This is a genomic window from Paraburkholderia sp. FW306-02-B, assembly GCF_058782725.1.
The window spans coordinates 1338442-1363940 of sequence record NZ_JBYSXZ010000001.1; the positions used below are offsets into that span (position 1 = coordinate 1338442).

The 25499-nt window shown below is 61.0% G+C and carries 25 protein-coding genes and 1 tRNA gene; 24 read left to right on the forward strand and 2 right to left on the reverse strand.

The annotated features are described in order from the left end of the window. Nucleotides 1-22: 22 nt before the first annotated feature. Complete coding sequence (locus AC3WOG_RS05870; protein WP_492577106.1) at nt 23-658, reverse strand: carbonic anhydrase; 636 nt, start codon at nt 656-658, stop codon at nt 23-25. A 227-nt stretch (nt 659-885) separates the two neighbouring features. Further along, the gene (locus AC3WOG_RS05875; RefSeq protein WP_492577107.1) at nt 886-1437 is read right to left on the reverse strand and encodes a hypothetical protein; all 552 of its coding nucleotides are present in this window, start codon (nt 1435-1437) and stop codon (nt 886-888) included. A gap of 190 nt (nt 1438-1627) precedes the next feature. On the opposite strand from AC3WOG_RS05875, the gene AC3WOG_RS05880 reads away from it, so the two are divergent. From AC3WOG_RS05880 to AC3WOG_RS05995, 24 genes are all read left to right on the forward strand, one after another. Continuing rightward, a complete protein-coding gene (locus AC3WOG_RS05880; RefSeq protein WP_492577108.1) occupies nt 1628-2923 on the forward strand; it encodes a branched-chain amino acid ABC transporter substrate-binding protein in 1296 nt (431 codons plus the stop codon). Between the two features lie 178 nt (nt 2924-3101). Then, nucleotides 3102-3374 carry a 30S ribosomal protein S15 gene (gene rpsO, locus AC3WOG_RS05885; RefSeq protein WP_492577109.1) on the forward strand — a complete coding sequence of 91 codons (273 nt, stop codon included), beginning with the start codon at nt 3102-3104 and terminating at the stop codon, nt 3372-3374. A 339-nt stretch (nt 3375-3713) separates the two neighbouring features. Beyond that, entirely contained in the window at nt 3714-5861 is a 2148-nt protein-coding gene (gene pnp, locus AC3WOG_RS05890; RefSeq protein WP_492577110.1) for a polyribonucleotide nucleotidyltransferase, read from the forward strand. Nucleotides 5862-6034: 173 nt separating this feature from the next. Then, nucleotides 6035-7051, forward strand: a complete 1017-nt coding sequence (locus AC3WOG_RS05895; protein ID WP_492577111.1) for an NAD(P)H-quinone oxidoreductase — start codon at nt 6035-6037, stop codon at nt 7049-7051. A 143-nt stretch (nt 7052-7194) separates the two neighbouring features. Next, complete coding sequence (tpiA, locus tag AC3WOG_RS05900) at nt 7195-7974, forward strand: triose-phosphate isomerase (RefSeq protein WP_492577112.1); 780 nt, start codon at nt 7195-7197, stop codon at nt 7972-7974. An 82-nt stretch (nt 7975-8056) separates the two neighbouring features. Beyond that, nucleotides 8057-8434, forward strand: coding sequence for a preprotein translocase subunit SecG (gene secG / locus AC3WOG_RS05905; RefSeq protein WP_492577113.1), 378 nt, complete (start codon nt 8057-8059; stop codon nt 8432-8434). 113 nt (nt 8435-8547) lie between these two features. Further along, a tRNA-Leu gene (locus AC3WOG_RS05910) sits at nt 8548-8632 on the forward strand. Nucleotides 8633-8791: 159 nt separating this feature from the next. After that, nucleotides 8792-9151, forward strand: a complete 360-nt coding sequence (locus tag AC3WOG_RS05915; RefSeq protein ID WP_013339872.1) for an NADH-quinone oxidoreductase subunit A — start codon at nt 8792-8794, stop codon at nt 9149-9151. Nucleotides 9152-9214: 63 nt separating this feature from the next. Next, complete coding sequence (locus tag AC3WOG_RS05920) at nt 9215-9694, forward strand: NuoB/complex I 20 kDa subunit family protein (RefSeq protein WP_006052903.1); 480 nt, start codon at nt 9215-9217, stop codon at nt 9692-9694. A gap of 21 nt (nt 9695-9715) precedes the next feature. Then, nucleotides 9716-10318, forward strand: a complete 603-nt coding sequence (locus AC3WOG_RS05925; RefSeq protein ID WP_492577114.1) for an NADH-quinone oxidoreductase subunit C — start codon at nt 9716-9718, stop codon at nt 10316-10318. A gap of 9 nt (nt 10319-10327) precedes the next feature. After that, nucleotides 10328-11581, forward strand: coding sequence for an NADH-quinone oxidoreductase subunit D (locus AC3WOG_RS05930; protein ID WP_492577115.1), 1254 nt, complete (start codon nt 10328-10330; stop codon nt 11579-11581). Nucleotides 11582-11712: 131 nt separating this feature from the next. Beyond that, nucleotides 11713-12198 (forward strand): NADH-quinone oxidoreductase subunit NuoE, encoded by a 486-nt coding sequence (nuoE, locus tag AC3WOG_RS05935; protein ID WP_492577116.1) that lies wholly within the window; start codon nt 11713-11715, stop codon nt 12196-12198. After that, a complete protein-coding gene (gene nuoF / locus AC3WOG_RS05940) occupies nt 12195-13523 on the forward strand; it encodes an NADH-quinone oxidoreductase subunit NuoF (protein ID WP_492577117.1) in 1329 nt (442 codons plus the stop codon). The genes nuoE and nuoF overlap by 4 nt, the downstream gene beginning before the upstream one ends. Nucleotides 13524-13635: 112 nt before the next feature. Further along, the gene (nuoG, locus tag AC3WOG_RS05945) at nt 13636-15969 is read left to right on the forward strand and encodes an NADH-quinone oxidoreductase subunit NuoG (RefSeq protein WP_492577118.1); all 2334 of its coding nucleotides are present in this window, start codon (nt 13636-13638) and stop codon (nt 15967-15969) included. Beyond that, a complete protein-coding gene (nuoH, locus tag AC3WOG_RS05950; RefSeq protein WP_492577119.1) occupies nt 15970-17034 on the forward strand; it encodes an NADH-quinone oxidoreductase subunit NuoH in 1065 nt (354 codons plus the stop codon). It begins immediately after the preceding gene. A 15-nt stretch (nt 17035-17049) separates the two neighbouring features. Beyond that, nucleotides 17050-17538 (forward strand): NADH-quinone oxidoreductase subunit NuoI, encoded by a 489-nt coding sequence (gene nuoI, locus AC3WOG_RS05955; protein WP_090803773.1) that lies wholly within the window; start codon nt 17050-17052, stop codon nt 17536-17538. 158 nt (nt 17539-17696) lie between these two features. Further along, nucleotides 17697-18374 (forward strand): NADH-quinone oxidoreductase subunit J, encoded by a 678-nt coding sequence (locus AC3WOG_RS05960; RefSeq protein WP_492577120.1) that lies wholly within the window; start codon nt 17697-17699, stop codon nt 18372-18374. 20 nt (nt 18375-18394) lie between these two features. Next, nucleotides 18395-18700 (forward strand): NADH-quinone oxidoreductase subunit NuoK, encoded by a 306-nt coding sequence (gene nuoK, locus AC3WOG_RS05965; RefSeq protein ID WP_410834353.1) that lies wholly within the window; start codon nt 18395-18397, stop codon nt 18698-18700. Nucleotides 18701-18717: 17 nt separating this feature from the next. Next, nucleotides 18718-20763 carry an NADH-quinone oxidoreductase subunit L gene (gene nuoL / locus AC3WOG_RS05970; RefSeq protein ID WP_492577121.1) on the forward strand — a complete coding sequence of 682 codons (2046 nt, stop codon included), beginning with the start codon at nt 18718-18720 and terminating at the stop codon, nt 20761-20763. A 14-nt stretch (nt 20764-20777) separates the two neighbouring features. Next, the gene (locus AC3WOG_RS05975; RefSeq protein ID WP_492577122.1) at nt 20778-22268 is read left to right on the forward strand and encodes an NADH-quinone oxidoreductase subunit M; all 1491 of its coding nucleotides are present in this window, start codon (nt 20778-20780) and stop codon (nt 22266-22268) included. 25 nt (nt 22269-22293) lie between these two features. After that, on the forward strand, nt 22294-23766 hold the full coding sequence (gene nuoN / locus AC3WOG_RS05980; RefSeq protein ID WP_492577123.1) for an NADH-quinone oxidoreductase subunit NuoN: 1473 nt from the start codon (nt 22294-22296) through the stop codon (nt 23764-23766). Next, nucleotides 23766-24062, forward strand: coding sequence for a DUF2818 family protein (locus AC3WOG_RS05985; RefSeq protein ID WP_492577124.1), 297 nt, complete (start codon nt 23766-23768; stop codon nt 24060-24062). The genes nuoN and AC3WOG_RS05985 overlap by 1 nt, the downstream gene beginning before the upstream one ends. Before the next feature lie 42 nt (nt 24063-24104). Beyond that, nucleotides 24105-24719 carry an NUDIX domain-containing protein gene (locus tag AC3WOG_RS05990; protein ID WP_492577125.1) on the forward strand — a complete coding sequence of 205 codons (615 nt, stop codon included), beginning with the start codon at nt 24105-24107 and terminating at the stop codon, nt 24717-24719. Nucleotides 24720-25064: 345 nt separating this feature from the next. Beyond that, on the forward strand, nt 25065-25490 hold the full coding sequence (locus AC3WOG_RS05995; RefSeq protein ID WP_492577126.1) for a DUF1178 family protein: 426 nt from the start codon (nt 25065-25067) through the stop codon (nt 25488-25490). The last annotated feature ends 9 nt before the right edge of the window (nt 25491-25499 follow it).

Sequence of the window (25499 nt, forward strand, 5' to 3'; positions counted from 1 at the left end):
GGTTCAGTCCGGGTGCTCTGTGCTACGCGGCGCTATGGGCGCCCGCCGTGCAGGCCGTCGCGTCATCGGCTTCGTAGCCGGACGTGAGCAACTTGATGCGCCCGTCGCCGAGCGCGAAGATCCAGCCGTGCACGAGCGGCGCCGGCGCGCCTTCCTGCACGATCGGACTCGCCCGTAACTGGCGCACCTGTTCGAGCACATTCAGTTCGGCAAGGCGATCGACGCGGGCATGGTCGCAAGCGTGCCCTTCAAGTTCCTCGCGATGGGTTTGCGCCAACTTGCATAAAGGTGCGATCCGGCGATTCACATGCGGCAGCCGCGGTTCCGGCGGCTGCAGCGCCGCGCGCACGCCGCCGCAGCCATAGTGGCCGCAGACGATCACGTGACCGACCTTCAAAACCTGCACGGCGTATTCGAGAACGCTTGCGGAGTTGTCGTCGTCCGGATGAAAGAGGTTGGCGATATTGCGGTGAACGAACAGATCGCCCGGCTCGCAATGAGTGATGGTCTCGGCGGGCACGCGGCTGTCCGAGCAGCCGATCCACAGCACGTGCGGATTTTGGCCCCGCACCAGATCGCGAAAAAAATTGGGGTTGCGCGCGGCGGTTTCTTGCGACCAGGCGACGTTGGCAACCAGCAGGCGTTTGGGACGGTTCATCGATAGCGGCTCCGGAAGTGGGGCAGATTCGGCGGGGAATTCGCACCTGCGTCGTGGCGACGTGGTAAGCGAGTGTCAGCGCCGAACCTTATTCTTACGTAAACCTTTCTATCAAAAAATAAATCAGCGTGCGCGAAATAAAATTCACAGATATGCGCAATAAATGAATAAAAAAGCCGCCCGGGAAGGCGGCCTGTTTGACTCATGCGTATTGAATCCGGGTGCGCTCAGAACAGGCTGCGGCGATCCGGATCGTGCAGCGGGTCGGGTGTTTTCTGTGTGAGCCGCAGAACGCCCTGGTCGTCGAAATAGAAGCTGTACATCATGTACCAGACGTTGTCTTCCAGATAGCGGTACGTCCAGACCTCGCGCTTCATCAGCGGGAAGTACGAGGTTTCGACCGGGCGGCCGAAATTCACCAGCACGTCGCTGCGGGTCCATTTGCCGATTTCGGCCCGATAGAACTCGTTGGGTTGGAGCACCTGGCGCACGTTGACGATCTTGCCCGACGCGTCGATGTCCGCGGCAGTGGTGGTTTCGCCCATCGGCTGGGTCGGCCACATCAGCCGCTTGCCGCCGTTAGCCAGATCGTAGCTTTCGCGTGGCGCGCCGAGCCGCGCGACGATGGTCGACTCGTCCGCGCCTTGCTGATATTGCTGCCACGGCTGCACGCAGCCAGCTAGCGTCAACGCGCTCAGGCAGACGAGCGCCGCACGGCGCAGGCGCCCAGTGACCGGTGCCTCGATCGTGGCCGCCGTGGATGGGTGGCGGTTGAACATGAATTCCTCCGATGGCATTTGAATAGCGGTTTTTATCATCGAGCCGCATTATTTTGACACGCGCTGCGGCAAAAAGATTTGCGCTTCGTGCAAGGTTGAGCCGGAATCTGGGTAACGGATTCGCCGGCTTGCTTATTCCGTCCTGAACGTCCTATGATCCGCGCTTCGAACGATTCAGGCGGGGCAGGCGATGGTGGCGAAGTGGCAGCGGGCGGCGGCAGCGGCTCTGGCGGCAGTGTCGATGATGGCGGCTCACGCCGCGAGCGAGCCGGCAGCTGATCTGGCAAACAAACCTGCGGGGAAGCCGATTCAGTTGGCGCTGATCGAAGGCATGTCCGGCCCGTTTGCGAATGCGGGCGCGGCGGTCGAGCGCAATGTGCGCTTCGGCGTCGAACAGGTGAATGCGCATGGCGGTGTCAAGTTCGCCGACGGCGCGCATCCGCTCGAACTGGTTGTGCTGGACAGCAAGGGCAGCACCGAAGAAGCGCTGGTGCAACTGCGCGCGGCAGCCGACCGGCATATCGGCTACATCATGCAAGGAAATAGCTCGGCGGTCGCCGCCGCGCTGATCGGCGCGATCGACAAGCAGAATAGCCGCGAGCCGGACAACCGTGAGTTGTTCCTCAACTATTCCGCCGACGATCCCGCGCTGACCAACGCCAATTGCAGCTTCTGGCACTTCCGCTTCGACGCGCACGCGGGCATGCGCATGGACGCGCTGGCTGACGTGATCCAGCGCGACAAATCGGTGAAGAAGGTCTATCTGCTGAATCAGGACTACAGCTTCGGCCACGACGTCAGCAACCTCGCGCGCTCGGCGCTGGCTACGAAGCGCCCGGATATCGCTGTCGTCGGGGACGAATTTCATCCGATCGGCCGCGTGAAGGATTTTGCGCCGTACATCGCGAAGATTCGCGCGAGCGGCGCGGATGCGGTCATCACCGGCAACTGGGGCAACGATCTGACGCTGCTCGTCAAGGCGGCGCGCGAGCAGGGCCTGGATACCAGGTTCTACACCTTCTATGGCAATAGTCTCGGCGCGCCTGCCGCATTGGGCGACGCCGGCGTCAAGCATGTGATCGCGGTAGCCGACTGGCACCCGAACGCGGGCGGCGCGGCTTCCGACGCTTGGTACGCGGCGTTTCGCGCCCGTTTCCCGGCCGCGCAGGACGATTACCCGGTGCTGCGCATGCCGCTGATGATCGAAACCCTGGCCGCGGCGATGGGCCGCGCCGGCAGCGCTGACCCGACGGCCGTCGCGAAGGCGTTAGAAGGCATCAAGTTCGATAACGGCTTCCACGCGTCGTGGATGCGTGCCGACGACCACCAACTGATCCAGCCCCTTTATGTGATGGAGATGGACAAGGCGGGCACGCCGGGTGTGCACTTCGATAACGAAGGCTCGGGCTACGGCTTTCGCACGGTGCTGGCGTCGCCGCCTGAACGTACTGTGCCGCTGACCGTCTGCCGGATGAAACGGCCGTAAAGCGCCAGTCAGGCACCCATGATCCGGCCCGGCGCAGCAGGGTTCGCGGCCGGTTTGGGCTGTGCTACAATACGCGTCCCGTTGTGAAGCATGGCTGTAGATAGTTGTATTGCACACGGGTAACCCACGGCACGGCCTTTCTTCCGTGACCGCCCGTCTAGTTCTCAAGGAAATCGACATGTCCGCAGTTGAAACAAGCAAGAAGTCCGAAGTCGTTGCGCAATTCGCACGCGCAGCTAACGACACCGGCTCCCCCGAAGTTCAGGTCGCGCTGATCACGACCCGCATCAACGAACTGACCGTTCACTTCAAGGCCCACACGAAGGACCACCACAGCCGCCGCGGTCTGCTGCGCATGGTGAGCCGCCGTCGTAAGCTGCTCGACTACCTGAAGGGTAAGGACGCGGATCGTTACCGCGCACTGATCGAGAAGCTGGGTCTGCGTAAGTAATCGGCCAGTCGTTCAGCAAGATGCCTGTGTCAGTTCCACTGATACAGGCATTTTGTTTTTGCACGGTGCGCTTCATGTGGTGCGCGCCGTCTGTCGTCCGCAGTGGCGTGCATGATCCATGCGGCGGCTGACAGGAAAAAGCAGGGAAAAGCAGGAAAAGGCAGTAAAAAGAGAGAAACACGGCCGGGCTTCAGGGGCGGAGCTTTGTGTCATTCCAGCGGTTCGCGCGCGTAGAGCGTGGTTCTCTGGAATGGCATAACACTACTCTTCCCATGCGGCGCCGGTCCTGGCGTTGCCGCGCCGCTTCTGGTCCGCGCGGCATAACGATGAGGAAAAGCAATGACTATGTTCAATAAGATCGTCAAAGAATTTCAGTGGGGACAACATAAGGTTCGTCTCGAAACGGGCGAAATCGCTCGTCAGGCGAGCGGCGCGGTGATCGTCGACGTCGAAGACACCGTTGTGCTGGCGACCGTGGTCGGCGCCAAGACGGCCAAGCCGGGTCAGGACTTCTTCCCGCTGACCGTCGATTACCTCGAAAAGACCTATGCCGCCGGCAAGATCCCGGGTGGCTTCTTCCGCCGCGAAGGCCGTCCGTCGGAAGGCGAAACGCTGATCTCGCGCCTGATCGACCGTCCGCTGCGCCCGCTGTTCCCGGAAGGCTTCTACAACGAAGTCCAGGTCGTGATCCACGTCCTGTCGCTGAACCCGGAAATCCCCGCTGACATCCCCGCGCTGATCGGCGCGTCGGCGGCGCTCGCCGTCTCCGGTCTGCCGTTCAACGGCCCGGTCGGCGCAGCACGCGTGGCCTACATCAACAACGAATACGTGTTGAACCCGACGCGTCCGCAAATGAAGGAATCGGCACTCGACCTGATCGTCGCCGGTACGGAACGCGCGGTGCTGATGGTGGAATCGGAAGCGCAGCAGCTGACCGAAGAAGTGATGCTCGGCGCCGTGGTGTTCGGCCACGAACAAATGCAGATCGCGATCGACGCGATCCATGATCTGGTCCGTGAAGGCGGCAAGCCGGAATGGGATTGGCAACCGGCGGCGAAGAACGAGCCGCTGATCGCGCGTGTGACGGAACTGGCGCAAGCCGATCTGCTCGCCGCTTACCAGATCCGCGACAAGCAGGCGCGTTCGGCCAAGCTGAAGGAAGTCTACGCAGCAACGTCGGCGAAGCTGGAAGAAGAGGCGGCGGCAGCGGGCACGGTTGCGGCGGACAAGGCAAGCGTCGGCAACGTGCTGTTCGACATCGAAGCGAAGATCGTCCGTACGCAGATCCTGAATGGCGAACCGCGTATCGACGGCCGCGACACGCGCACCGTCCGTCCGATCGAAATCCGCACCGGCGTGCTGCCGCGTACGCACGGTTCGGCCTTGTTCACGCGTGGCGAAACGCAGGCACTGGTTGTCGCGACGCTGGGCACCAAGGGCGACGAGCAGAACATCGACGCGCTCGAAGGCGAGTACCGCGAACGCTTCATGCTCCACTACAACATGCCTCCGTTCGCAACCGGCGAAACGGGCCGCGTCGGTTCGCCGAAGCGCCGTGAAATCGGTCACGGCCGTCTGGCCAAGCGCGCGCTGGCTGCGTGCCTGCCGAGCGCCGACGAATTCGGCTACTCGATTCGCGTGGTGTCGGAAATCACCGAATCGAACGGTTCGTCGTCGATGGCTTCGGTGTGCGGCGGCTGCCTCGCGCTGATGGACGCCGGCGTGCCGATGAAGGCGCACGTCGCCGGCATCGCGATGGGCCTGATCCTCGAGGGCAACAAGTTTGCCGTGCTGACCGACATCCTCGGCGACGAAGATCACCTCGGCGACATGGACTTCAAGGTGGCGGGTACCGAGCAAGGCGTGACCGCGCTGCAGATGGACATCAAGATCCAGGGCATCACGAAGGAAATCATGCAGGTCGCCCTCGCGCAAGCGAAGGAAGGCCGTATGCACATCCTCGGCAAGATGACCTCGGCTGTGTCGGGCGCGAACACGCAATTGTCGGAGTTCGCACCGCGCATGATCACCATCAAGATCAATCCGGAAAAGATCCGCGACGTGATCGGCAAGGGTGGTTCGGTGATCCGCGCGCTGACCGAAGAAACCGGCACGACGATCGATATTTCGGACGACGGCGTCGTCACCATCGCCAGCACGAGCAGCGAAGGGATGGCCGAAGCGAAGAAGCGTATTGAGAACATCACGCTGGAAGTCGAAGTGGGTCAGGTGTACGAAGGCACCGTGCTCAAGCTGCTCGATTTCGGCGCGATTGTGAACATCCTGCCGGGCAAGGATGGTCTGCTGCACATCTCCGAAATCGCCAACGAGCGTATCAAGGACATCAACGACTACCTGAAGGACGGCCAGCAAGTGAAGGTCAAGGTCATCCAGACGGACGAAAAGGGTCGCGTGCGTTTGTCGGCCAAGGCGTTGCTGAACGAAGGTGCAAACGGCGCGCCGCAAGGCGAACCGACGCCGCAGTAATGCGGTAGCAGGGCGACGGCCGGCGGCGCGAATGCGCGCCGGCCGTTTTTCTTGCAGGGTGCAGGGTGGATTGCGTTGCAAACGGGTACTCTATTTGCTCATGGCGGCTCGCGGCGATTTGGGGGCGATTCGCGCTGGTGTGCAACGCAATCCAAACCTTGGAGTTGACGCAGATGAAAGCGATCGAAATCACTGAATTCGGTGCACCGGAAGTCCTGAAGCTGGCGGAGCGGCCCATGCCGCAGCCGAAGGCAGGCGAGGTGCTGATCAAGGTGGCGGCGTCCGGCATCAATCGTCCGGACGTGTTTCAGCGCAAGGGCGGCTATGCGCCGCCGCCGGGCGCATCGGATCTGCCGGGGTTGGAGGTGGCGGGCGAGATCGTCGGCGGCGCGATCGACGAGAAACACAATCCGTTCGGTCTGAAAATCGGCGATCGCGTGTGCGCGTTGCTGGCGGGTGGCGGTTACGCCGAATATGCGGCCGCGCCGCTGCTGCAATGTTTGCCGGTGCCTGCCGGCCTGTCGGATGTCGAGGCCGCGTCGCTGCCGGAGACGTTCTTCACGGTGTGGAGCAATGTGTTCGACCGTGCGCAGCTCGGCGCGGGCGAAGGCGGCCCGAATGAAACGCTGCTGGTGCAGGGCGGCTCGAGCGGCATCGGCGTGACGGCGATCCAGATTGCGCATGCGCTCGGTTTTCGCGTGTTCGCCACGGCGGGTTCGGAAGACAAATGCCGCGCGTGCGAAGCGCTCGGCGCCGAGCGTGCGATCAACTATAAGACTGAGGATTTCGTCGAAGTCATCAAATCGCTGACCAACGATCGCGGCGTCGACGTGGTCCTCGATATGGTGGCGGGCAGCTATGTGCCGCGCGAATTGGCGGCCTTGGCGGATGGCGGCCGAATCGTGCTGATTGCGTTGCTGGGCGGCGCGAAGGCGGAACTGAATCTGAACGAAGTGCTGCGCCGCCGATTGACGGTGACCGGCTCGACGTTGCGTCCGCGGCCGATCGAATTCAAGGCGAAGATTGCCGCGCAACTGAAAGAGCGCGTGTGGCCGCATCTCGAGGATGGCCGCATCAAGCCGGTTGTGCATCGTGTGTTTCCGGCCGCACAGGCTGCCGAGGCGCATACGCTGATGGAAAGCAGCACGCACGTCGGCAAGATCGTATTGACTTGGGGTCAGGACGCTTGACACGGTCGGTTTGACCCGATCCACCCCACGCAGTAAAATTGCGCGTTTTGCGCACGCCGCATGAATCTGAAGGCGGGCTGTCGGCGCAATCAAGGCGCTAACATGGCGCCACGCGAAGTCCGCCGCCACGACAAGACGAGACGATGTCGAAACAACGAGTCAAACTGGTAGTCGGTAACTGGAAGATGCACGGGCGCCTCGCCGACAACGCAACGCTGTTGCAGGCGGTAGCGCAGGGCGTCGGCGAATTGCCGGCCGATGTGCGCGTCGGCGTCTGTGTGCCGTGTCCGTATCTCGCGCAGACGCAATCGTTGCTGGAAGGCAGCCGGGTCGTGTGGGGCGTGCAGGACGTGTCCGCATTCACGCACGGTGCCTATACCGGCGAAGTGGCCGCACAGATGGCTGTGGATTTCGGTGCGTCGCTGGCGATCGTCGGGCATTCGGAGCGCCGTGCCTACCATCGCGAAAGCGCGGAACTGGTGGCGGTGAAGACGCAGCGTGCGCTGGAAGCGGGTTTGACGCCGATCGTCTGCGTCGGCGAAACGCTCGAAGAGCGCGAGGCCGGTTCGACCGAGCAGGTAGTCGGCGCGCAATTAAATGAAGTGCTGGCGAAATTGTCGGCGCAAGACGCGGCGCGCATCGTTGTCGCGTATGAGCCGGTCTGGGCAATCGGCACCGGTAAGAGCGCGACGTCGGAGCAGGCGCAGGCAGTCCACGCGTTTCTGCGGTCGCGTCTTGCAGCAAAGGGCGCGGCTGTTGCGGATGTGCCGCTGTTGTATGGCGGCAGCGTGAAGCCGGAGAACGCGGAAGAATTGTTCCGTCAGCCGGATATCGACGGTGGCCTGATCGGCGGCGCGTCGTTGAAAGACCAGGATTTCCTGGCGATCTGCAAAGCGGCAGGCGTGGCAAGCGTCGCCAGTTAAGCAGGGCGCCTCGGCGAGGATGACCCAATCCCGCGCGGCACACTTTGTGTGGCGCGGTTAAATAAAGACTCAGGTGAGTGTGATGCTGTATTTGAAAACATTGATTATCGTCGTTCAGTTGTTGTCGGCGCTCGGGGTTATCGGCCTCGTCTTGCTGCAACACGGCAAGGGCGCCGATATGGGCGCTGCTTTTGGTAGCGGCGCGTCAGGCAGCCTGTTCGGCGCGACGGGTTCGGCGAACTTTTTGTCGCGTACAACGGCGGTTCTCGCGGCGGTGTTTTTCGTCACGACGTTGACGCTCACGTACCTCGGCGCGTATCGTTCGAAACCGTCCGCAGGCCTGCTGGGCGCGGCTGTGACTGCACCGGTCGCGGCTTCCGCTGCGTCTGCCCCGGCAGGCGGTTCGGCTACATTGCCGGCATCGGCGGCATCCGTCCCGGCTACGGACGTGCCGAAATAAATTTTCGTACAAAGTGCCTTTTGTGCGTTGAACAAACTGTTTAGACCAGTTACAATTCAAGTCTTGAAGCGATTCGCGGGTTTTATAAGTTGTTTTCCCGGATTGCATGCAGTGCCGACGTGGTGAAATTGGTAGACACGCTATCTTGAGGGGGTAGTGGCGTAAGCTGTGCGAGTTCGAGTCTCGCCGTCGGCACCAATGTTATCGAATGCCAGCCGCTTGCTTCGCTCCGGCTGGCATTTTCACTTCTGGCGCGCTGCTTGCGTTGTGCTTGCGACGTTGAGCATGCCGAAGTGATTTCGCGTCAGAAGTGCTATGCTCCTGACGGCACTCAGAACCAACCGATTGAGGATAGTCTTGAACCTCGCAGCCTATTTCCCCGTCTTGTTGTTCCTCGTTGTGGGCACCGGTTTAGGCGTAGCACTGGTCAGTATTGGCAAGATCCTCGGTCCCAACAAGCCCGATACCGAGAAAAACGCACCGTACGAGTGCGGCTTCGAGGCATTCGAAGACGCGCGCATGAAGTTCGATGTGCGCTATTACCTCGTCGCCATTCTCTTCATCATTTTCGATCTTGAAACCGCGTTCCTGTTCCCGTGGGGTGTAGCTCTGCGCGACATCGGCTGGCCGGGCTTCATGGCGATGATGATTTTCCTGCTCGAATTCCTGCTGGGCTTCGCCTATATCTGGAAGAAGGGCGGCCTCGACTGGGAATGATGGATTAATCGCCGGTTTGCGTGGGTGGCCAAGGCTTGCCGCCCCGTCTGGAGTGGAAAGCAAATGAGTATCGAAGGGGTCTTGAAGGAAGGGTTTGTCACCACCACGGCTGACAAACTGATCAACTGGACGCGCACCGGCTCGTTGTGGCCGATGACGTTCGGTCTTGCGTGCTGTGCGGTCGAGATGATGCATGCGGGTGCTGCCCGTTATGACCTCGACCGTTTTGGCGTGGTGTTTCGTCCCAGTCCGCGTCAGTCGGACGTGATGATCGTCGCCGGCACGCTGTGCAACAAGATGGCGCCGGCTCTGCGCAAGGTCTACGACCAGATGGCCGAGCCGCGCTGGGTGATCTCGATGGGCTCGTGCGCGAACGGCGGCGGCTACTACCACTATTCGTATTCGGTAGTGCGCGGCTGCGATCGGATCGTGCCGGTCGACGTCTACGTGCCGGGTTGCCCGCCTACTGCTGAAGCGCTGGTGTATGGCGTGATCCAGTTGCAGGCCAAGATCCGCCGCACCAACACAATCGCCCGTCAATAAGGCCAACGCCTCCCCCACAATATGGCAAGCAAACTCGAGACTCTGAAAGCGAACCTCGAGGCGGCCTTTGGCGGCCTCCTGCTGAGCACCACCGAGGCAATCGGTGAGTTGACGATCGTCGTGAAGGCGAGCGATTACCTCAATGTGGCAACGCGTCTGCGCGACGACCGCTCGTTTGGCTTCGAGCAACTGGTCGATCTGTGCGGCGTCGACTACCAGACCTACGCCGACGGCGCCTACGAAGGCCCGCGCTTCGCGGCTGTTCTTCATTTGTTGTCGGTGCAGAACAACTGGCGTCTGCGTTTGCGCGTGTTCGCACCAGACGACGAAGTGCCGATTATCCCTTCAGTCGTCGAGATCTGGAATTCGGCCAACTGGTACGAGCGTGAAGCATTCGACCTGTACGGCATCGTCTTCGAGGGTCACCCGGACCTGCGCCGCATCCTGACCGACTACGGTTTCATTGGTCACCCGTTCCGTAAAGATTTCCCTGTCTCCGGCTATGTCGAAATGCGTTACGACCCGGAAGAGAAGCGCGTCGTCTATCAGCCTGTGACGATCGAGCCGCGGGAAATCACGCCGCGCGTGATCCGCGAGGATCGCTATGGCGGTCTGAAACACTAAGAGAACGCCATGGCAGAGATCAAGAACTACACGCTCAACTTCGGCCCTCAGCATCCGGCAGCGCACGGCGTGCTGCGCCTCGTGCTCGAGCTCGACGGCGAAGTCATTCAGCGCGCCGATCCGCACATCGGCCTGTTGCATCGCGCGACCGAAAAGCTCGCCGAAACCAAAACGTTTATCCAGTCCGTGCCGTACATGGACCGTCTCGACTACGTGTCGATGATGGTCAACGAGCACGGCTATGTGATGGCGATCGAAAAGCTGCTCGGTATCGAAGTGCCGGTCCGCGCGCAATACATCCGCGTGATGTTCGACGAGATCACGCGCGTGCTGAACCACTTGATGTGGATCGGCGCGCACGCGCTCGACGTCGGCGCGATGGCGGTGTTTCTGTATGCGTTCCGTGAACGTGAAGACCTGATGGACGTGTACGAAGCGGTGTCCGGCGCACGGATGCACGCGGCCTATTACCGTCCGGGCGGCGTGTATCGCGACCTGCCGGACGCAATGCCGCAGTACAAGGCATCGAAGATCCGCAATGCGAAGGCATTGTCGAAGATGAACGAGAACCGCCAGGGTTCGCTGCTCGACTTCATCGACGATTTCTTCACGCGTTTCCCGAAGTGCGTCGACGAGTACGAAACGCTGCTCACCGACAACCGCATCTGGAAGCAACGTCTGGTCGGTATCGGCGTGGTCAGCCCGGAGCGCGCGCTGCAACTCGGTATGACCGGCGCGATGCTGCGCGGCTCGGGTATCGAGTGGGATCTGCGCAAGAAGCAGCCGTATGAAGTCTACGACAAGATGGATTTCGACATTCCGGTCGGCGTAAACGGCGATTGCTATGACCGGTATCTGGTTCGCGTCGAAGAAATGCGCCAATCCACGCGGATTGTGAAACAGTGCATTGATTGGCTGCGTAAGAATCCCGGTCCCGTGATGGTCGACAATCACAAGGTTGCGCCGCCGTCGCGCGTCGGCATGAAGTCGAACATGGAAGAGCTGATTCACCACTTCAAGCTCTTCACGGAAGGCTTCCACGTGCCAGAAGGCGAAGCATACGCAGCCGTCGAGCATCCGAAGGGCGAGTTCGGTATCTACCTGATCTCGGACGGCGCGAACAAGCCGTATCGCCTGAAGATTCGCGCACCGGGCTACGCGCACCTGTCCGCTCTCGATGAAATGGCGCGCGGTCACATGATCGCCGACGCCGTGACGATCATCGGCACGCAGGACATCGTGTTCGGCGAAGTGGATCGCTAGGACGTATTCATCGGCGCGCGTCTTCAGATTGCACCGAAGCGCGCGTCAAGCAAAGGAACGCCGGGTCTGTCGCAACATGTAACGCGCGACAGGTTTTCGTTCGGTAGGAATTGAAAGAGTCGTGTCTGAAAATGATCTCAGCTGAAGGCCTGAAAGAAATCGATCGTGCGATCGCGAAGTATCCCGCCGATCAGAAACAGTCCGCCGTGATGTCGGCGTTGGCCACTGCTCAGGAAGAGCATGGCTGGCTGTCGCCCGAACTCATGCAGTTCGTCGCGGACTATCTCGGCATGCCGGCAGTCGCCGTGCAGGAGGTGGCTACCTTCTACACGATGTACGAGACCTCGCCGGTCGGCAAGTACAAGATCACGCTCTGCACGAACCTGCCGTGCCAGCTCGGCCCGGACGGCGGTTCCGACAGCGCTGCTGAATATCTGAAGCAGAAGCTCGGCATCGGCTTCGGCGAAACCACGGCGGACGGCAAGTTCACCTTGAAAGAAGGTGAGTGCATGGGGTCGTGTGGCGATGCGCCGGTGATGCTGGTGAACAACCATCGCATGTGCAGCTTCATGAGCCGCGCGAAGATCGACCAGCTGCTCGAGGAACTTTCGAAATGACGTCTTTACACGATCGTCACATCAAACCGCTGATTCTTGCCGGCCTGAACGGCGACAACTGGCATCTCGAAGACTATGTGGCGCGCGGTGGTTACGCCCAGCTGCGCCGCATTCTGGAAGAAAAGATTCCGCCTGAGCAGGTGATCGCCGACGTCAAGGCGTCGGGTCTGCGCGGCCGTGGCGGCGCGGGCTTCCCGACCGGTTTGAAGTGGAGCTTCATGCCGCGTCAGTTCCCCGGGCAGAAGTACCTCGTCTGCAATTCGGACGAAGGCGAGCCGGGCACGTTCAAAGACCGCGACATCCTGCGTTTCAATCCGCACTCGCTGATCGAAGGTATGGCGATCGGCGCGTACGCGATGGGCATTACGGTCGGCTACAACTATATTCACGGCGAAATCTGGGAAGTCTATAAACGCTTTGAAGAGGCGTTGGACGAAGCACGCCGTGCCGGGTTCCTCGGCGACAACATCATGGGTTCGGGTTTCTCGTTCGAACTGCATGCGCACCACGGTTACGGCGCTTATATCTGCGGCGAAGAAACTGCGCTGCTCGAGTCGCTCGAAGGCAAGAAAGGCCAGCCGCGCTTCAAGCCGCCGTTCCCGGCGAGCTTCGGCGTGTACGGCAAGCCCACCACGATCAACAACACCGAGACGTTCGCCGCGGTGCCGTTCCTGCTCGCAATCGGTCCGCAGAATTACCTCGAAATCGGCAAGCCGAACAACGGCGGCACGAAGATCTTCTCGGTCGCAGGCGACGTCGAGCGTCCGGGCAACTATGAGATTCCGCTCGGCACGCCGTTCGCCACGCTGATGGAACTCGCCGGCGGCATGCGCGGCGGCAAGAAGATCAAGGCCGTGATTCCTGGCGGCTCGTCCGCGCCGGTGATTCCGGGCGACATCATGATGCAGACCGACATGGACTACGACGCGATCGCGAAAGCCGGTTCGATGCTCGGTTCGGGCGCGGTCATCGTGATGGACGAGACGCGTTGCATGGTGCGCTCGCTGCTGCGTCTGTCGTACTTCTATTACGAAGAATCGTGCGGTCAATGCACGCCGTGCCGCGAAGGTACCGGCTGGCTGTACCGCGTCGTGCATCGTATCGAGCATGGGCTCGGCCGTCCGGAAGATCTGGATCTGCTGAACTCGGTCGCTGAAAACATCATGGGCCGCACGATTTGCGCGCTCGGCGATGCAGCGGCGATGCCGGTGCGCGGCATGCTCAAGCACTACTGGGACGAATTCGAATATCACGTCGCTCACAAGCACTGCCTCGTCGGCGGTCACGCCGGTGCGGCAGCGGCGCCGGAAACAGTGGCTGCTTAAGTACTGCCGGTACGCACCAGAAGAACACGTCAACCGCGGGATTCATTGCCTGAAACGGGCGATGAACAGGGCGAACGATTGAGCGGTAACAGGTTAAGGAAGATTGACCATCATGGTTGAACTTGAAATAGACGGCAAGAAAGTAGAGGTGCCTGAAGGCAGCATGGTGATCCAGGCTGCGCATAAGGTCGACACGTACATTCCTCACTTCTGCTATCACAAGAAGCTGTCGATTGCGGCCAACTGCCGGATGTGTCTGGTCGATGTCGAAAAGATGCCGAAGGCCGTGCCTGCATGCGCCACGCCGGTGTCGGCGGGCATGATCGTGCGCACCAGGTCCGAGAAGGCGGTGAAGGGCCAGCAAGCCGTGATGGAATTCCTGCTGATCAATCACCCGCTGGATTGCCCGATCTGCGACCAGGGCGGCGAGTGCCAGTTGCAGGATCTGGCGGTGGGCTACGGCAAGTCGTCGTCGCGTTATAGCGAAGAAAAGCGTGTCGTGTTCCACAAGAATGTCGGTCCGCTGATCTCGATGGAAGAGATGACGCGTTGCATTCACTGCACGCGTTGCGTCCGTTTCGGTCAGGAAATCGCCGGCGTGATGGAACTGGGCATGCTGGGCCGCGGTGAGCATTCGGAAATCACGTCGTTCGTCGGCAAGACGGTCGACTCCGAACTGTCGGGCAACATGATCGATCTGTGCCCGGTCGGCGCGCTGACCAGCAAACCGTTCCGCTACAGCGCCCGCACGTGGGAACTGTCGCGCCGCAAGTCGGTGAGCCCGCACGATTCCGTCGGCGCGAACCTCGTGGTGCAAGTGAAGAACAACCGCGTGATGCGTGTTCTGCCGTTCGAAAACGAATCCATCAACGAATGCTGGATTTCGGACAAGGACCGCTTCTCGTACGAAGGTCTGAACAGCCCGGAACGTCTCACGCAGCCGATGCTCAAGCAAGGCGGCAAGTGGGTCGAGACCGACTGGCAAACCGCGCTTGAATACGTGGTCAAGGGCCTGAAGGGCATCAAGGGCGACCATGGCGCGAACGCGCTGGCCGCACTTGGCAGCGCGCACAGCACGGTCGAAGAACTGTTCCTGCTGAAGCAACTCGCGCAAGCGGTCGGCACGCCTAACGTCGATTTCCGTCTGCGTCAGGCGGATTTCTCCGCGCCCGTCAACGGTGCGCCGTGGCTCGGCACGACGATCGCCGATCTGTCGAACGTCGATGCGGCGCTCGTGATCGGTTCGTATCTGCGCCGCGATCATCCGTTGTTTGCCGCACGTCTGCGCCAGGCCGCGAAGAGCGGCGCGAAGCTGACGCTCGTGCAGGCCACCAACGACGACGCACTGATTCCGCAAGCGCAACGCGTGGTCGCGGCTCCCTCGGCATGGCTCGACGAGCTCGCCGGCATCGCCGCTGCAGTCGCGCAAGCAAACGGCGTGGCGCTGCCGGAATCTTTCGCCGGCACGCAGCCGACGGACGCCCACAAACAGGTCGCGAAGTCGCTCGCCACCGGCGAACGCCGCGTAGTGCTGCTCGGCAACGGCGCGGTCCATCATCCGGACTTCGCCGCCGTTCACGCCGCGGCGCAATGGATTGCAGACGCGACTGGCGCGACGCTCGGTTTCCTCACGGAAGCGGCGAACACGGTCGGCGCGCATATCGTCAACGTATTGCCGGGCGAGGGTGGTCTGAACGCTCGCGAAGTGTTCGAGCAACCGCGCAAGGGTTACGTGCTGCTGAACGTCGAACCGGAATTCGATACCGCCAATCCGGCGCAGGCTTTGGCCGCGCTGAACCAGGCTGAAATGGTTGTCGTGCTGTCGCCGTTCCAGACGGGCGCTGACTACGCCGACGTGCTGCTGCCGATCGCACCGTTCACGGAAACGGCTGGCACGTTCGTCAACGCCGAAGGTACGGTGCAGACGTTCAACGGCGTCGTGCGTCCGCTCGGCGATACGCGTCCGGCATGGAAGGTATTGCGTGTGCTGGGCAGCCTGCTGGGCGTGCCGGGCTTTGAATTCGACACGTCGGAAGAGGTACGCACGGCGGCGCTCGGCGACGGCGAGCTCAAATCGCGGCTGTCGAACAAGACCGGCGTGACGGTCGCACGCGGCAAGACGGCCAAGGCAGCAGAAGGCAAGTTCGAGCGTATCGCCGATGTGCCGATCTACCACGCTGACGCGCTGGTGCGTCGCGCTGAGTCGCTGCATCTGACGGCGGCGGCACGCGCCGCGAATTCTGCCGGTCTGCCGGCTGCGCTGTTCGACAAGCTGGGTTTGAAGGAAGGCGACGCAGTGCGCGTGCGCCAGGGCGAGCAATCGGTGCAGTTGCCGGCCGTGCGCGACGCGAATCTTGCGGAGACGGTCGTCCGCGTATCGGCGGCTACGCCTGCCGGTGCAGCGCTGGGCAGCCTGTTCGGTGAACTGGTGGTGGAGAAGGCGTAAATGAGCTTGTTCGATACGATCAACTCGGGCGGCACCCAGCTTCTCGGTGTGGCATGGCCCACGGTGTGGGCACTGGTGCGCATCCTGGTGGTGGCCGTCGTGATCCTGCTGTGCGTGGCTTACCTGATTCTCTGGGAGCGTAAGCTGATCGGCTGGATGCACGTGCGTCTCGGCCCCAACCGCGTCGGCCCCGCAGGTTTGCTGCAACCGATCGCCGACGTGCTGAAGCTGTTGCTGAAAGAAGTGATTCAGCCGGCCCAGGCAAGCCGCTGGATCTACCTGATCGCGCCGATCATGGTGGTGGTGCCGGCCTTCGCGGTCTGGGCGGTGATTCCGTTCCAGGCGGGCGCGGTGCTCGGCGACATCAACGCGGGCCTGTTGTACGCGATCGCGATTTCGTCGATCGGCGTGTACGGCGTGATCCTGGCCGGCTGGGCGTCGAACTCGAAGTATGCGTTCCTCGGCGCCATGCGCGCCGCAGCTCAGATGGTCTCGTACGAAATTTCGATGGGCTTCGCGCTGGTCGTCGTGCTGATGACCTCGGGCAGCCTGAATCTGTCGGACATCGTCACTTCGCAGGAGCGCGGCATTTTCGCCGGCTACGGCTTGAACTTCCTGTCGTGGAACTGGCTGCCGCTGTTGCCGATGTTTGTCGTGTACTTCATCTCGGGCATCGCCGAAACGAACCGTCACCCGTTCGACGTGGTGGAAGGGGAGTCGGAAATCGTCGCGGGCCACATGATCGATTACTCGGGGATGGCGTTCGCGCTGTTCTTCCTCGCCGAGTACATCAACATGATCGTGATCTCGGCATTGGCTGCAACACTGTTCCTCGGCGGCTGGAGCGCACCGTTCGGCTTCCTGTCGTTTATCCCGGGCATCGTTTGGCTCGTCGCCAAGGTTTTCTTGCTGCTGTCGGTATTCATCTGGGCGCGTGCCACGTTCCCGCGCTATCGCTATGACCAGATCATGCGTCTGGGCTGGAAGATTTTCATTCCGGTCTGCGTGGTGTGGCTCATCGTGGTCGGCTTCTGGATCATGTCGCCGTTGAATATCTGGAAATAAAGGGCGGATGAACCCATGACCGCAATCCAAAACTTCTTCAAGACCTTCTTCCTGACGGAATTGCTTAAGGGCCTCGCGCTGACGGGACGTTACGCGTTCCAGCGCAAGATCACGGTGCAGTTCCCGGAAGAGAAGACCCCGATTTCGCCGCGTTTTCGCGGCCTGCACGCGCTGCGCCGCTATGAAAACGGTGAAGAACGCTGCATCGCCTGCAAGCTGTGCGAAGCGGTGTGCCCGGCACTCGCCATCACGATCGAATCGGAAACGCGCGCGGACAACACGCGCCGCACGACGCGTTATGACATCGACCTGACCAAGTGCATCTTCTGCGGTTTCTGCGAAGAAAGCTGCCCCGTCGATTCGATCGTCGAGACGCACATTCTCGAATATCACGGCGAAAAGCGCGGCGATCTGTACTTCACGAAAGAAATGCTGCTGGCCGTTGGCGATCGCTACGAAGCGGAGATCGCTGCAAACAAGGCAGCTGACGCACCGTATCGTTGAGACGCTTCTGTTTGATGCAGTAAGACGTAAAACGGCCTGTTGTCGGGCCGAGCGCCGCGGTTTCACTGCCGCGGCATGGCGCAGCTGTGCGGCTTTTTTGCCAGATGCACGAGCCAAAGAACAATGCCTGACGATGGCCTAACGATGAACCGGTAATCATGGAATTCACGACCGTACTGTTCTACATCTTCGCGCTGCTCCTGGTTGTATCAGGGCTGAAGGTGATCACCTCGCGCAACCCGGTGTCGTCCGCACTGTTTCTGGTGCTGGCGTTCTTCAACGCGGCGGCGATCTGGATGCTGCTGCAGGCCGAGTTTCTCGCGATCCTGCTGGTGCTGGTCTACGTCGGCGCGGTGATGGTGCTGTTCCTGTTCGTCGTGATGATGCTGGACATCAATATCGACGTGCTGCGGCGCGACTTCAAACGCTTCGTGCCGATGGCGACCCTGGTGGGCGCGATCATCGTGATCGAAACCGCGCTGATCCTGTGGCACGGCTACGGCGCGACCGCGACGGCGCTGCGCGACACCTCGGCTGCCGCCAACGGGATGGCCGGTTGGTCGAACACCCGCATCATCGGCAAGATCATCTACACCGACTACATCTTCGCGTTCGAAGTGGCCGGTCTCGTGCTGCTGGTCGCGATCATCGCGGCGATCGCACTGACCACGAGCCACAAGAAAGACAGCAAGCGCCAGAATGTCAGCGAGCAGGTCAAGGTGCGTGCTCAGGATCGTGTGCGCGTCGTGAAGATGGCATCGGAAAAAACCGCGGCGACTCTCGCAGCGGAAGAAGCCGCGGCAGCGGCCGACTCTGCGGCCGGCAAGAACGGCTGAGCGGACAGGAGATAAAAATCATGTTGACCCTAGCTCATTACCTCGTCCTTGGCGCAATCCTGTTTGCGATTAGCGTCGTCGGCATTTTCCTGAACCGTCGCAACGTCATCATCATCCTGATGGCGATCGAGCTGATGCTGCTGGCGGTGAACACCAATTTTGTCGCGTTCTCGCATTACCTCGGCGACGTGCATGGCCAGATCTTCGTCTTCTTCGTGCTGACGGTTGCGGCAGCGGAATCGGCGATCGGCCTCGCAATTCTGGTGACCCTGTTCCGTAGCCTCGACACGATCAATGTCGAGGATCTCGATCAGCTCAAAGGTTAATTTCAGGTAAAGCTGTTATGTCAACGACACTCAATGAAAACCTGCTGCTGGCGATCCCGCTGGCACCGCTGGCCGGCTCCCTGATTGCGGGGTTGTTCGGGAAAGCGGTAGGGCGAGCCGGTGCGCACACGGTGACGATCCTCGGCGTCGCGATCTCCTTCATCCTCTCGGCCATCGTCTTCTTCCAGGTGATGCACGGCGCGAGCTTCAACGCGACCGTCTACGAATGGATGGCGATCGGCAAGACGAAGTTCGAGGTCGGGTTCCTGGTCGACTCGCTGACGGCGATGATGATGTGCGTGGTGACCTTCGTGTCGCTGATGGTGCACATCTACACGATCGGCTACATGGCCGAAGACGACGGCTACCAGCGCTTCTTCTCGTACATCGCGCTGTTCACGTTCTCGATGCTGATGCTCGTGATGAGCAACAACTTCCTGCAGCTGTTCTTCGGCTGGGAAGCGGTGGGTCTGGTGTCGTACCTGCTGATCGGCTTCTACTTCACCCGTGAGAGCGCGATCTACGCGAACATGAAAGCGTTCATCGTGAACCGCATCGGCGACTTCGGGTTCCTGCTCGGCATCGGCCTGCTGTTCGCTTTCGCCGGTTCGATGAACTACGGCGACGTGTTCGCGAAGCGCACCGAACTCGCGGCATTGAGCTTCCCAGGCACGGACTGGGGCTTGCTGACGGTCGCTTGCATCTGCCTCTTCATCGGCGCGATGGGTAAGTCGGCACAGTTCCCGCTGCACGTCTGGCTGCCGGATTCGATGGAAGGCCCGACCCCGATCTCCGCACTGATTCACGCGGCAACCATGGTGACGGCCGGTATCTTCATGGTCGCGCGCATGTCGCCGCTGTTCGAACTGTCGGATAGCGCGCTGTCGTTCGTGACGGTGATCGGTGCGATTACGGCGCTGTTCATGGGCTTCCTCGGGATCGTCCAGAACGACATCAAGCGCGTGGTCGCGTACTCGACGCTGTCGCAGCTCGGCTACATGACGGTTGCACTCGGCGTGTCGGCTTATCCGGTCGCCATCTTCCACCTGATGACGCACGCGTTCTTCAAGGCGCTGCTGTTCCTCGGTGCGGGTTCCGTGATCATCGGCATGCACCACGATCAGGACATGCGCAACATGGGCGGCCTGCGCAAGTACATGCCGATCACGTGGATCACGTCGCTGGCCGGTTCGCTGGCGCTGATCGGTACGCCGTTCTTCTCGGGCTTCTATTCGAAAGACTCGATCATCGATGCAGTGAAGCTGTCGCATCTGCCGGGTTCAGGCTTCGCCTACTTCGCGGTGGTCGCAAGCGTGTTCGTCACCGCGCTGTATTCGTTCCGCATGTACTTCATGGTATTCCACGGTGAAGAGCGCTTCCGCCACCCGAAGGAGTGGGGCAATCACCACGGGCACGGCGCGGAAGCGACCGCGCACGCCGGCCACGACGATCACGACCACGCGCACGTTCCGCACGAAACGCCGTGGGTAGTGTGGGTGCCGCTGGTCCTGCTCGCTATTCCATCGGTGGTGATCGGTGCGATCGCGGTCGGCCCGATGCTGTTTGGCGACTTCTTCCAGCACGGTGTGGCGTTCGATAAGGTGATCTTCATCGGCGCAAACCATCCGGCGCTGCAGGAAATGACAGAGGAATTCCACGGCTGGGCCGCGATGGGTCTGCACTCGGTGTCGGGTCTGCCGGTGTGGCTGGCGCTCGCAGGTATCGTGGTCGCGTGGTTCCTGTATCTGAAGCGTCCTGAGCTGCCGGCGGTCTTCCGTCGCAGGTTCCCGCCGATCTACGCGCTGCTCGACAACAAGTACTACATGGACAAGATCAACGAAGTCGTGTTCGCGCGGGGCGCCGTGGCAATTGGCCGTGGTCTCTGGAAGGAAGGCGACGTCGTGGTCATCGACGGTATCGTCAACGGCAGCGCGCGCTTCATTGGCTGGTTTGCCAGCGTGATCCGCTTCCTCCAGTCCGGCTACATCTATCACTACGCGTTCGCCATGATTATCGGCATGTTGGGGCTCCTGACCCTGTTTGTAACGCTCGGCGGCAAATAAGGCGAGGGACACTAATGCACGCTTATCCGATTCTCAGTATTGCGATCTGGTTGCCGATCCTCGTCGGTCTCCTGGTTCTGGCTATCGGTTCCGACCGGAACCCGGCTCCAGCGCGCTGGATTGCGCTGATCGGCTCGGTCGTCAGCTTCATCGTGACGATCCCGCTGATTACCGGTTTTGATTCGAGCAGCGCCGAGTTGCAGTTCGTCGAAAAGGCGAACTGGATCGAGCGCTTCAACATCACGTATCACCTGGGTGTCGACGGCATCTCGATGTGGTTCGTCGTGTTGACCGCAGTGATCACGGTGATCGTCGTGATCTCCGCGTGGGAAGTGATCACGAAGAATGTGGCGCAATACCTCGCTTCGTTCCTGATCCTGTCCGGCATCATGGTCGGCGTGTTCAGCGCAGCGGACGGCATGCTGTTCTACGTGTTCTTCGAAGCGACGCTGATTCCGATGTACATCATCATCGGCGTGTGGGGTGGATCGAACCGCGTGTACGCGGCGTTCAAGTTCTTCCTGTACACGCTGATGGGGTCGCTGCTGATGCTGGTCGCGTTGTTGTACCTGTACATCCAGACCGGTACCTTCGACCTCGCGACGTGGCAGAACATGCAGATTGCCATGACCCCGCAGGTGTTGTTATTCATAGCGTTCTTCCTGGCGTTCGCCGTGAAGGTGCCGATGTGGCCAGTGCATACGTGGTTGCCTGACGCCCACGTGGAAGCGCCGACCGGCGGCTCGGTCGTGCTGGCCGCTATCATGCTGAAGCTGGGCGCGTACGGTTTCGTGCGCTTCTCGCTGCCGATCACGCCGGACGCGAGCCACTTCCTTGCGCCGGTCGTCATCACGCTGTCGCTGATCGCGGTGATCTACATTGGTCTGGTCGCGATGGTCCAGTCCGACATGAAGAAGCTGGTGGCGTATTCGTCGATCGCGCACATGGGTTTTGTGACGCTCGGCTTCTTCATCTTCAACCAGCTCGGCGTGGAAGGCGCGATCGTGCAGATGATCTCGCACGGTTTCGTGTCGGGCGCGATGTTCCTGAGCATCGGCGTGCTGTACGACCGTATGCACTCGCGTCAGATCGCCGATTACGGCGGCGTGGTCAACGTGATGCCGAAGTTCGCGGCGTTCGTGATGCTGTTCTCGATGGCCAATTGCGGCTTGCCGGGCACTTCCGGTTTCGTCGGCGAGTTCATGGTGATTCTGGCCGCGGTCCAGTACAACTTCTGGATCGCAGGCGGTGCGGCAGTCACGCTGATTCTCGGCGCGGCCTACACGCTGTGGATGTACAAGCGCGTGTACTTCGGCGCGGTCGCCAACAATCACGTGAAGGGCCTGCTCGACATCAACCGCCGCGAGTTCTTCATGATGGCGGTGCTCGCCGCACTGACGCTGTTCATGGGCCTGTATCCGAAGCCCTTTACCGATGTGATGCACGTATCCGTGGAAAACCTCCTCTCCCACGTCGCGCAGTCAAAGCTGCCGTTGCCACAGTAATGCAGAGCGGAGGAATTTAAAGACCATGCAAAACGCCCCTATGACTGCTCTGTTGCCCGACGCACTGGTGATGCTCGCCGTTGTCGTCGCGTGGCTCAACGACACGTTCGTCGGCCAGGCCGGTCGCCGCACCACGTATTTCATCGCGCTGTTCTCGACGCTGATCGCCGGCGTCTGGTTCGCGCTGAACGCTTTCGACCCGCAAGTGCATTATTTCTTCGGGCACATGTACGTGGTGGATTCGTTCGCCAACCTGATGAAAGCGGTGGTGACGCTCGGCTATGCCTTGTCGATCGTTTATTCGCGCAAGTACCTCGAAGATCGCGATCTGTTCCGCGGTGACTTCTTCCTGCTGGGCATGTTCTCGCTGCTCGGCCAACTGGTGATGATCTCCGGCAACAACTTCCTGACGCTGTACCTCGGTCTGGAACTGATGTCGCTGTCGCTGTATGCCGCGATCGCACTGCGTCGTGAAGCGGCGCCGTCGAACGAAGCTGCAATGAAGTACTACGTGCTCGGCGCGCTGGCTTCGGGTTTCCTGCTGTACGGCATCTCGATGCTGTACGGCGCGACCGGCTCGCTCGACCTGAACGAAGTGTTCAAGGCAATCGGCACGAGCCACTACGATCCGAGCGTGCTGCTGTTCGGCGTGATCTTCATCGTGGCCGGCGTGGCGTTCAAGATGGGCGCGGTCCCGTTCCATATGTGGGTGCCGGACGTTTATCAAGGCGCGCCGACGGCGATGACGCTGATGGTCGGCGGTGGTCCGAAGGTCGCGGCATTCGCGTGGGGTCTGCGCTTCCTCGTGATGGGTCTGCTGCCGCTCGCGGTCGAATGGCAGCAAATGCTGGTGATTATGGCCGCGCTGTCGCTGATCGTCGGCAATATCACCGGTATCGTGCAACGCAACGTCAAGCGCATGCTTGCGTACTCGGCGATCTCGAACATGGGCTTCGTGCTGCTGGGCCTGCTGGCAGGCGTGGTGGATCAGAAGACGACCGGCGCGGCCAACGCGTACGGCTCGGCCATGTTCTACAGCATCGTCTACCTGATCACGACGATGGGCACCTTCGGCGTCATCATGCTGCTGGCGCGCCGCGATTTCGAAGCGGATACGCTCGAAGACTTCAAGGGCCTGAACCAACGCAGCCCGGTGTTCGCGTTCGTGATGATGGTGATGATGTTCTCGCTCGCCGGCATCCCGCCTGCGGTCGGCTTCTACGCCAAGCTCGCGGTGCTGCAGGCTACGATGAACGCCGGTTTGACGTGGCTGACCGTGTTGGCTGTGATCACGTCGCTGTTTGGCGCGTTCTACTACTTGCGTATCGTCAAGCTGATGTACTTCGACGAGCCGCAAGACAAGTCGCCGATCCACGCTGACACCAGCACGCGTGCCTTGCTCGCGCTCAATGGTGTTGCCGTGCTGGTGCTCGGCATCGTGCCGGATCCGCTGCTGAAGGCCTGCCTGCAGGCAATCCAGCACACGCTGCTGCTCTGATGTCGGCGGCGGGTTGGTTTATCGTGTTGTTGGCGCTGGTCGGCGCCAACCTGCCGTTCCTGAATCAGCGTCTCTTCGCCGCGGTGCCGTTGAAAGCGGCGAAGAAGAGCCCGTGGATCCGGATTGCCGAACTGATCGTGCTGTACTTCGTGGTCGGCGCGCTCGGTTTTCTGCTCGAAGCGCGTGCTGGTAACCGCTTCGAACAAGGGTGGCAGTTCTATGCGATCACGTTCGCTCTGTTCGTCGTGTTCGCGTTTCCCGGCTTCACCTTTCAGTATCTCGTCAAACGTCGCTGACGGCGTCTCGCCGTCGCGCACCAAGCTGTCCTGAGGTCGCAAATGGCTGAACTTCCCGATCACGACGCCGTACTCACCGAGACCTGCCTCGAGAGCAGAACGGTCCATCAAGGGCCGTTCCTCACGCTCAAGTGCGATACCGTCCGCTTGCCGGACGGCAAGCACGCAACTCGCGAATACGTTCAGCATCCGGGCGCCGTGATGGTGATCCCGCTGTTCGACGACGGCCGCGTATTGATGGAAAGCCAGTACCGCTATCCGATGGGCAAGGTCATGGTGGAGTATCCGGCGGGCAAGCTCGACCCGAACGAAGGCGCGTTGGCATGCGCAAAGCGTGAGTTGCAGGAAGAAACCGGCTACACCGCGCGCGAATACGTCTATCTGACGCGCGTTCACCCGATCATTTCCTACTCGACCGAATTCATCGATATCTACCTCGCGCGCGGTTTGACCGCTGGCGAGCGCAAACTCGACGACGGCGAGTTCCTCGAACTGTTCACGGCCAGCGTCGCCGAAGTGTCCGAATGGGTGCGCACCGGTAAGATCACTGACGTAAAAACGATCATCGGCACGTTCTGGCTGGAGAAGGTTTTGTCGGGTACGTGGCCGACCGCGGAGCCGCAATCGCGTTCGGCGGTTAGCCTGCCAGAAGGATAGGCGCGCGTCGCGGCCAGTTGGAATATCCGCAAAAAGCCCCTGTTGGTCTATGACCGGCAGGGGCTTCGTTATTGCTGGGTACGGTATCGAATCGGTGTGCTTCACCGATTAGTATCGACGTTTGGATACGGAGCCTTGGCGCGGCAGCTTATCCTGCGGCTGATTTCGTCAGTCACTTGCCGCTGAGCCCGCCTTCGGCAGCCCGTTGCGCAAAGGGTTAAAATCGGCCACGCGTTCGATTTATTCGGCGACACCCGGCGTCAATGCGCCGTCCGTAAAATTTTACGAACGACCGTTCACAAATTTCCATTTTGCGCTAAACTGGCACGCAAGCCCTGATTCCACATGAAGGTCCTCGATTTACAGTGTCCGCATGGCCATCGGTTCGAAGGCTGGTTTGCTTCGGCTGATGACTTCGAATCGCAGCAGTCCCGCAAGCTCGTCGAATGTCCGATCTGCGGTGCGAACGAAGTGAGCCGTTTGCCGTCGGCGCCTCGCCTGAATCTGTCGGGTGCGACTGACACAAAAGTCCCGGCGGGCGCGGAGGACATGCAGGCGCGCGTGATGCGCGCATTGCGCGAGGTACTGGAAAAGACTGAGAACGTGGGCGACCGCTTCGCCGAGGAAGCACGGCGCATTCACTACAACGAAGCGCCAGCACGCAATATTCGCGGTGTCACGACACCGGAAGACGCGAGAGCTTTGGTCGAAGAAGGCATCGAAGTGATGCCGCTGCCGGTCCCGGCTGCCTTGAAGGAACCGCTGCAATAGCGCAGAGGC

What these genes read in the sequence shown, in the direction of transcription:
- AC3WOG_RS05870 (WP_492577106.1), bottom strand. Translation starts at nt 658, where the DNA reads ATGAACCGTCCCAAACGCCTGCTGGTTGCCAACGTCGCCTGGTCGCAA.
- AC3WOG_RS05875 (WP_492577107.1), bottom strand. Translation starts at nt 1,437, where the DNA reads ATGTTCAACCGCCACCCATCCACGGCGGCCACGATCGAGGCACCGGTC.
- AC3WOG_RS05880 (WP_492577108.1), top strand. Translation starts at nt 1,628, where the DNA reads ATGGTGGCGAAGTGGCAGCGGGCGGCGGCAGCGGCTCTGGCGGCAGTG.
- rpsO (WP_492577109.1), top strand. Translation starts at nt 3,102, where the DNA reads ATGTCCGCAGTTGAAACAAGCAAGAAGTCCGAAGTCGTTGCGCAATTC.
- pnp (WP_492577110.1), top strand. Translation starts at nt 3,714, where the DNA reads ATGACTATGTTCAATAAGATCGTCAAAGAATTTCAGTGGGGACAACAT.
- AC3WOG_RS05895 (WP_492577111.1), top strand. Translation starts at nt 6,035, where the DNA reads ATGAAAGCGATCGAAATCACTGAATTCGGTGCACCGGAAGTCCTGAAG.
- tpiA (WP_492577112.1), top strand. Translation starts at nt 7,195, where the DNA reads ATGTCGAAACAACGAGTCAAACTGGTAGTCGGTAACTGGAAGATGCAC.
- secG (WP_492577113.1), top strand. Translation starts at nt 8,057, where the DNA reads ATGCTGTATTTGAAAACATTGATTATCGTCGTTCAGTTGTTGTCGGCG.
- AC3WOG_RS05920 (WP_006052903.1), top strand. Translation starts at nt 9,215, where the DNA reads ATGAGTATCGAAGGGGTCTTGAAGGAAGGGTTTGTCACCACCACGGCT.
- AC3WOG_RS05925 (WP_492577114.1), top strand. Translation starts at nt 9,716, where the DNA reads ATGGCAAGCAAACTCGAGACTCTGAAAGCGAACCTCGAGGCGGCCTTT.
- AC3WOG_RS05930 (WP_492577115.1), top strand. Translation starts at nt 10,328, where the DNA reads ATGGCAGAGATCAAGAACTACACGCTCAACTTCGGCCCTCAGCATCCG.
- nuoE (WP_492577116.1), top strand. Translation starts at nt 11,713, where the DNA reads ATGATCTCAGCTGAAGGCCTGAAAGAAATCGATCGTGCGATCGCGAAG.
- nuoF (WP_492577117.1), top strand. Translation starts at nt 12,195, where the DNA reads ATGACGTCTTTACACGATCGTCACATCAAACCGCTGATTCTTGCCGGC.
- nuoG (WP_492577118.1), top strand. Translation starts at nt 13,636, where the DNA reads ATGGTTGAACTTGAAATAGACGGCAAGAAAGTAGAGGTGCCTGAAGGC.
- nuoH (WP_492577119.1), top strand. Translation starts at nt 15,970, where the DNA reads ATGAGCTTGTTCGATACGATCAACTCGGGCGGCACCCAGCTTCTCGGT.
- nuoI (WP_090803773.1), top strand. Translation starts at nt 17,050, where the DNA reads ATGACCGCAATCCAAAACTTCTTCAAGACCTTCTTCCTGACGGAATTG.
- AC3WOG_RS05960 (WP_492577120.1), top strand. Translation starts at nt 17,697, where the DNA reads ATGGAATTCACGACCGTACTGTTCTACATCTTCGCGCTGCTCCTGGTT.
- nuoK (WP_410834353.1), top strand. Translation starts at nt 18,395, where the DNA reads ATGTTGACCCTAGCTCATTACCTCGTCCTTGGCGCAATCCTGTTTGCG.
- nuoL (WP_492577121.1), top strand. Translation starts at nt 18,718, where the DNA reads ATGTCAACGACACTCAATGAAAACCTGCTGCTGGCGATCCCGCTGGCA.
- AC3WOG_RS05975 (WP_492577122.1), top strand. Translation starts at nt 20,778, where the DNA reads ATGCACGCTTATCCGATTCTCAGTATTGCGATCTGGTTGCCGATCCTC.
- nuoN (WP_492577123.1), top strand. Translation starts at nt 22,294, where the DNA reads ATGCAAAACGCCCCTATGACTGCTCTGTTGCCCGACGCACTGGTGATG.
- AC3WOG_RS05985 (WP_492577124.1), top strand. Translation starts at nt 23,766, where the DNA reads ATGTCGGCGGCGGGTTGGTTTATCGTGTTGTTGGCGCTGGTCGGCGCC.
- AC3WOG_RS05990 (WP_492577125.1), top strand. Translation starts at nt 24,105, where the DNA reads ATGGCTGAACTTCCCGATCACGACGCCGTACTCACCGAGACCTGCCTC.
- AC3WOG_RS05995 (WP_492577126.1), top strand. Translation starts at nt 25,065, where the DNA reads ATGAAGGTCCTCGATTTACAGTGTCCGCATGGCCATCGGTTCGAAGGC.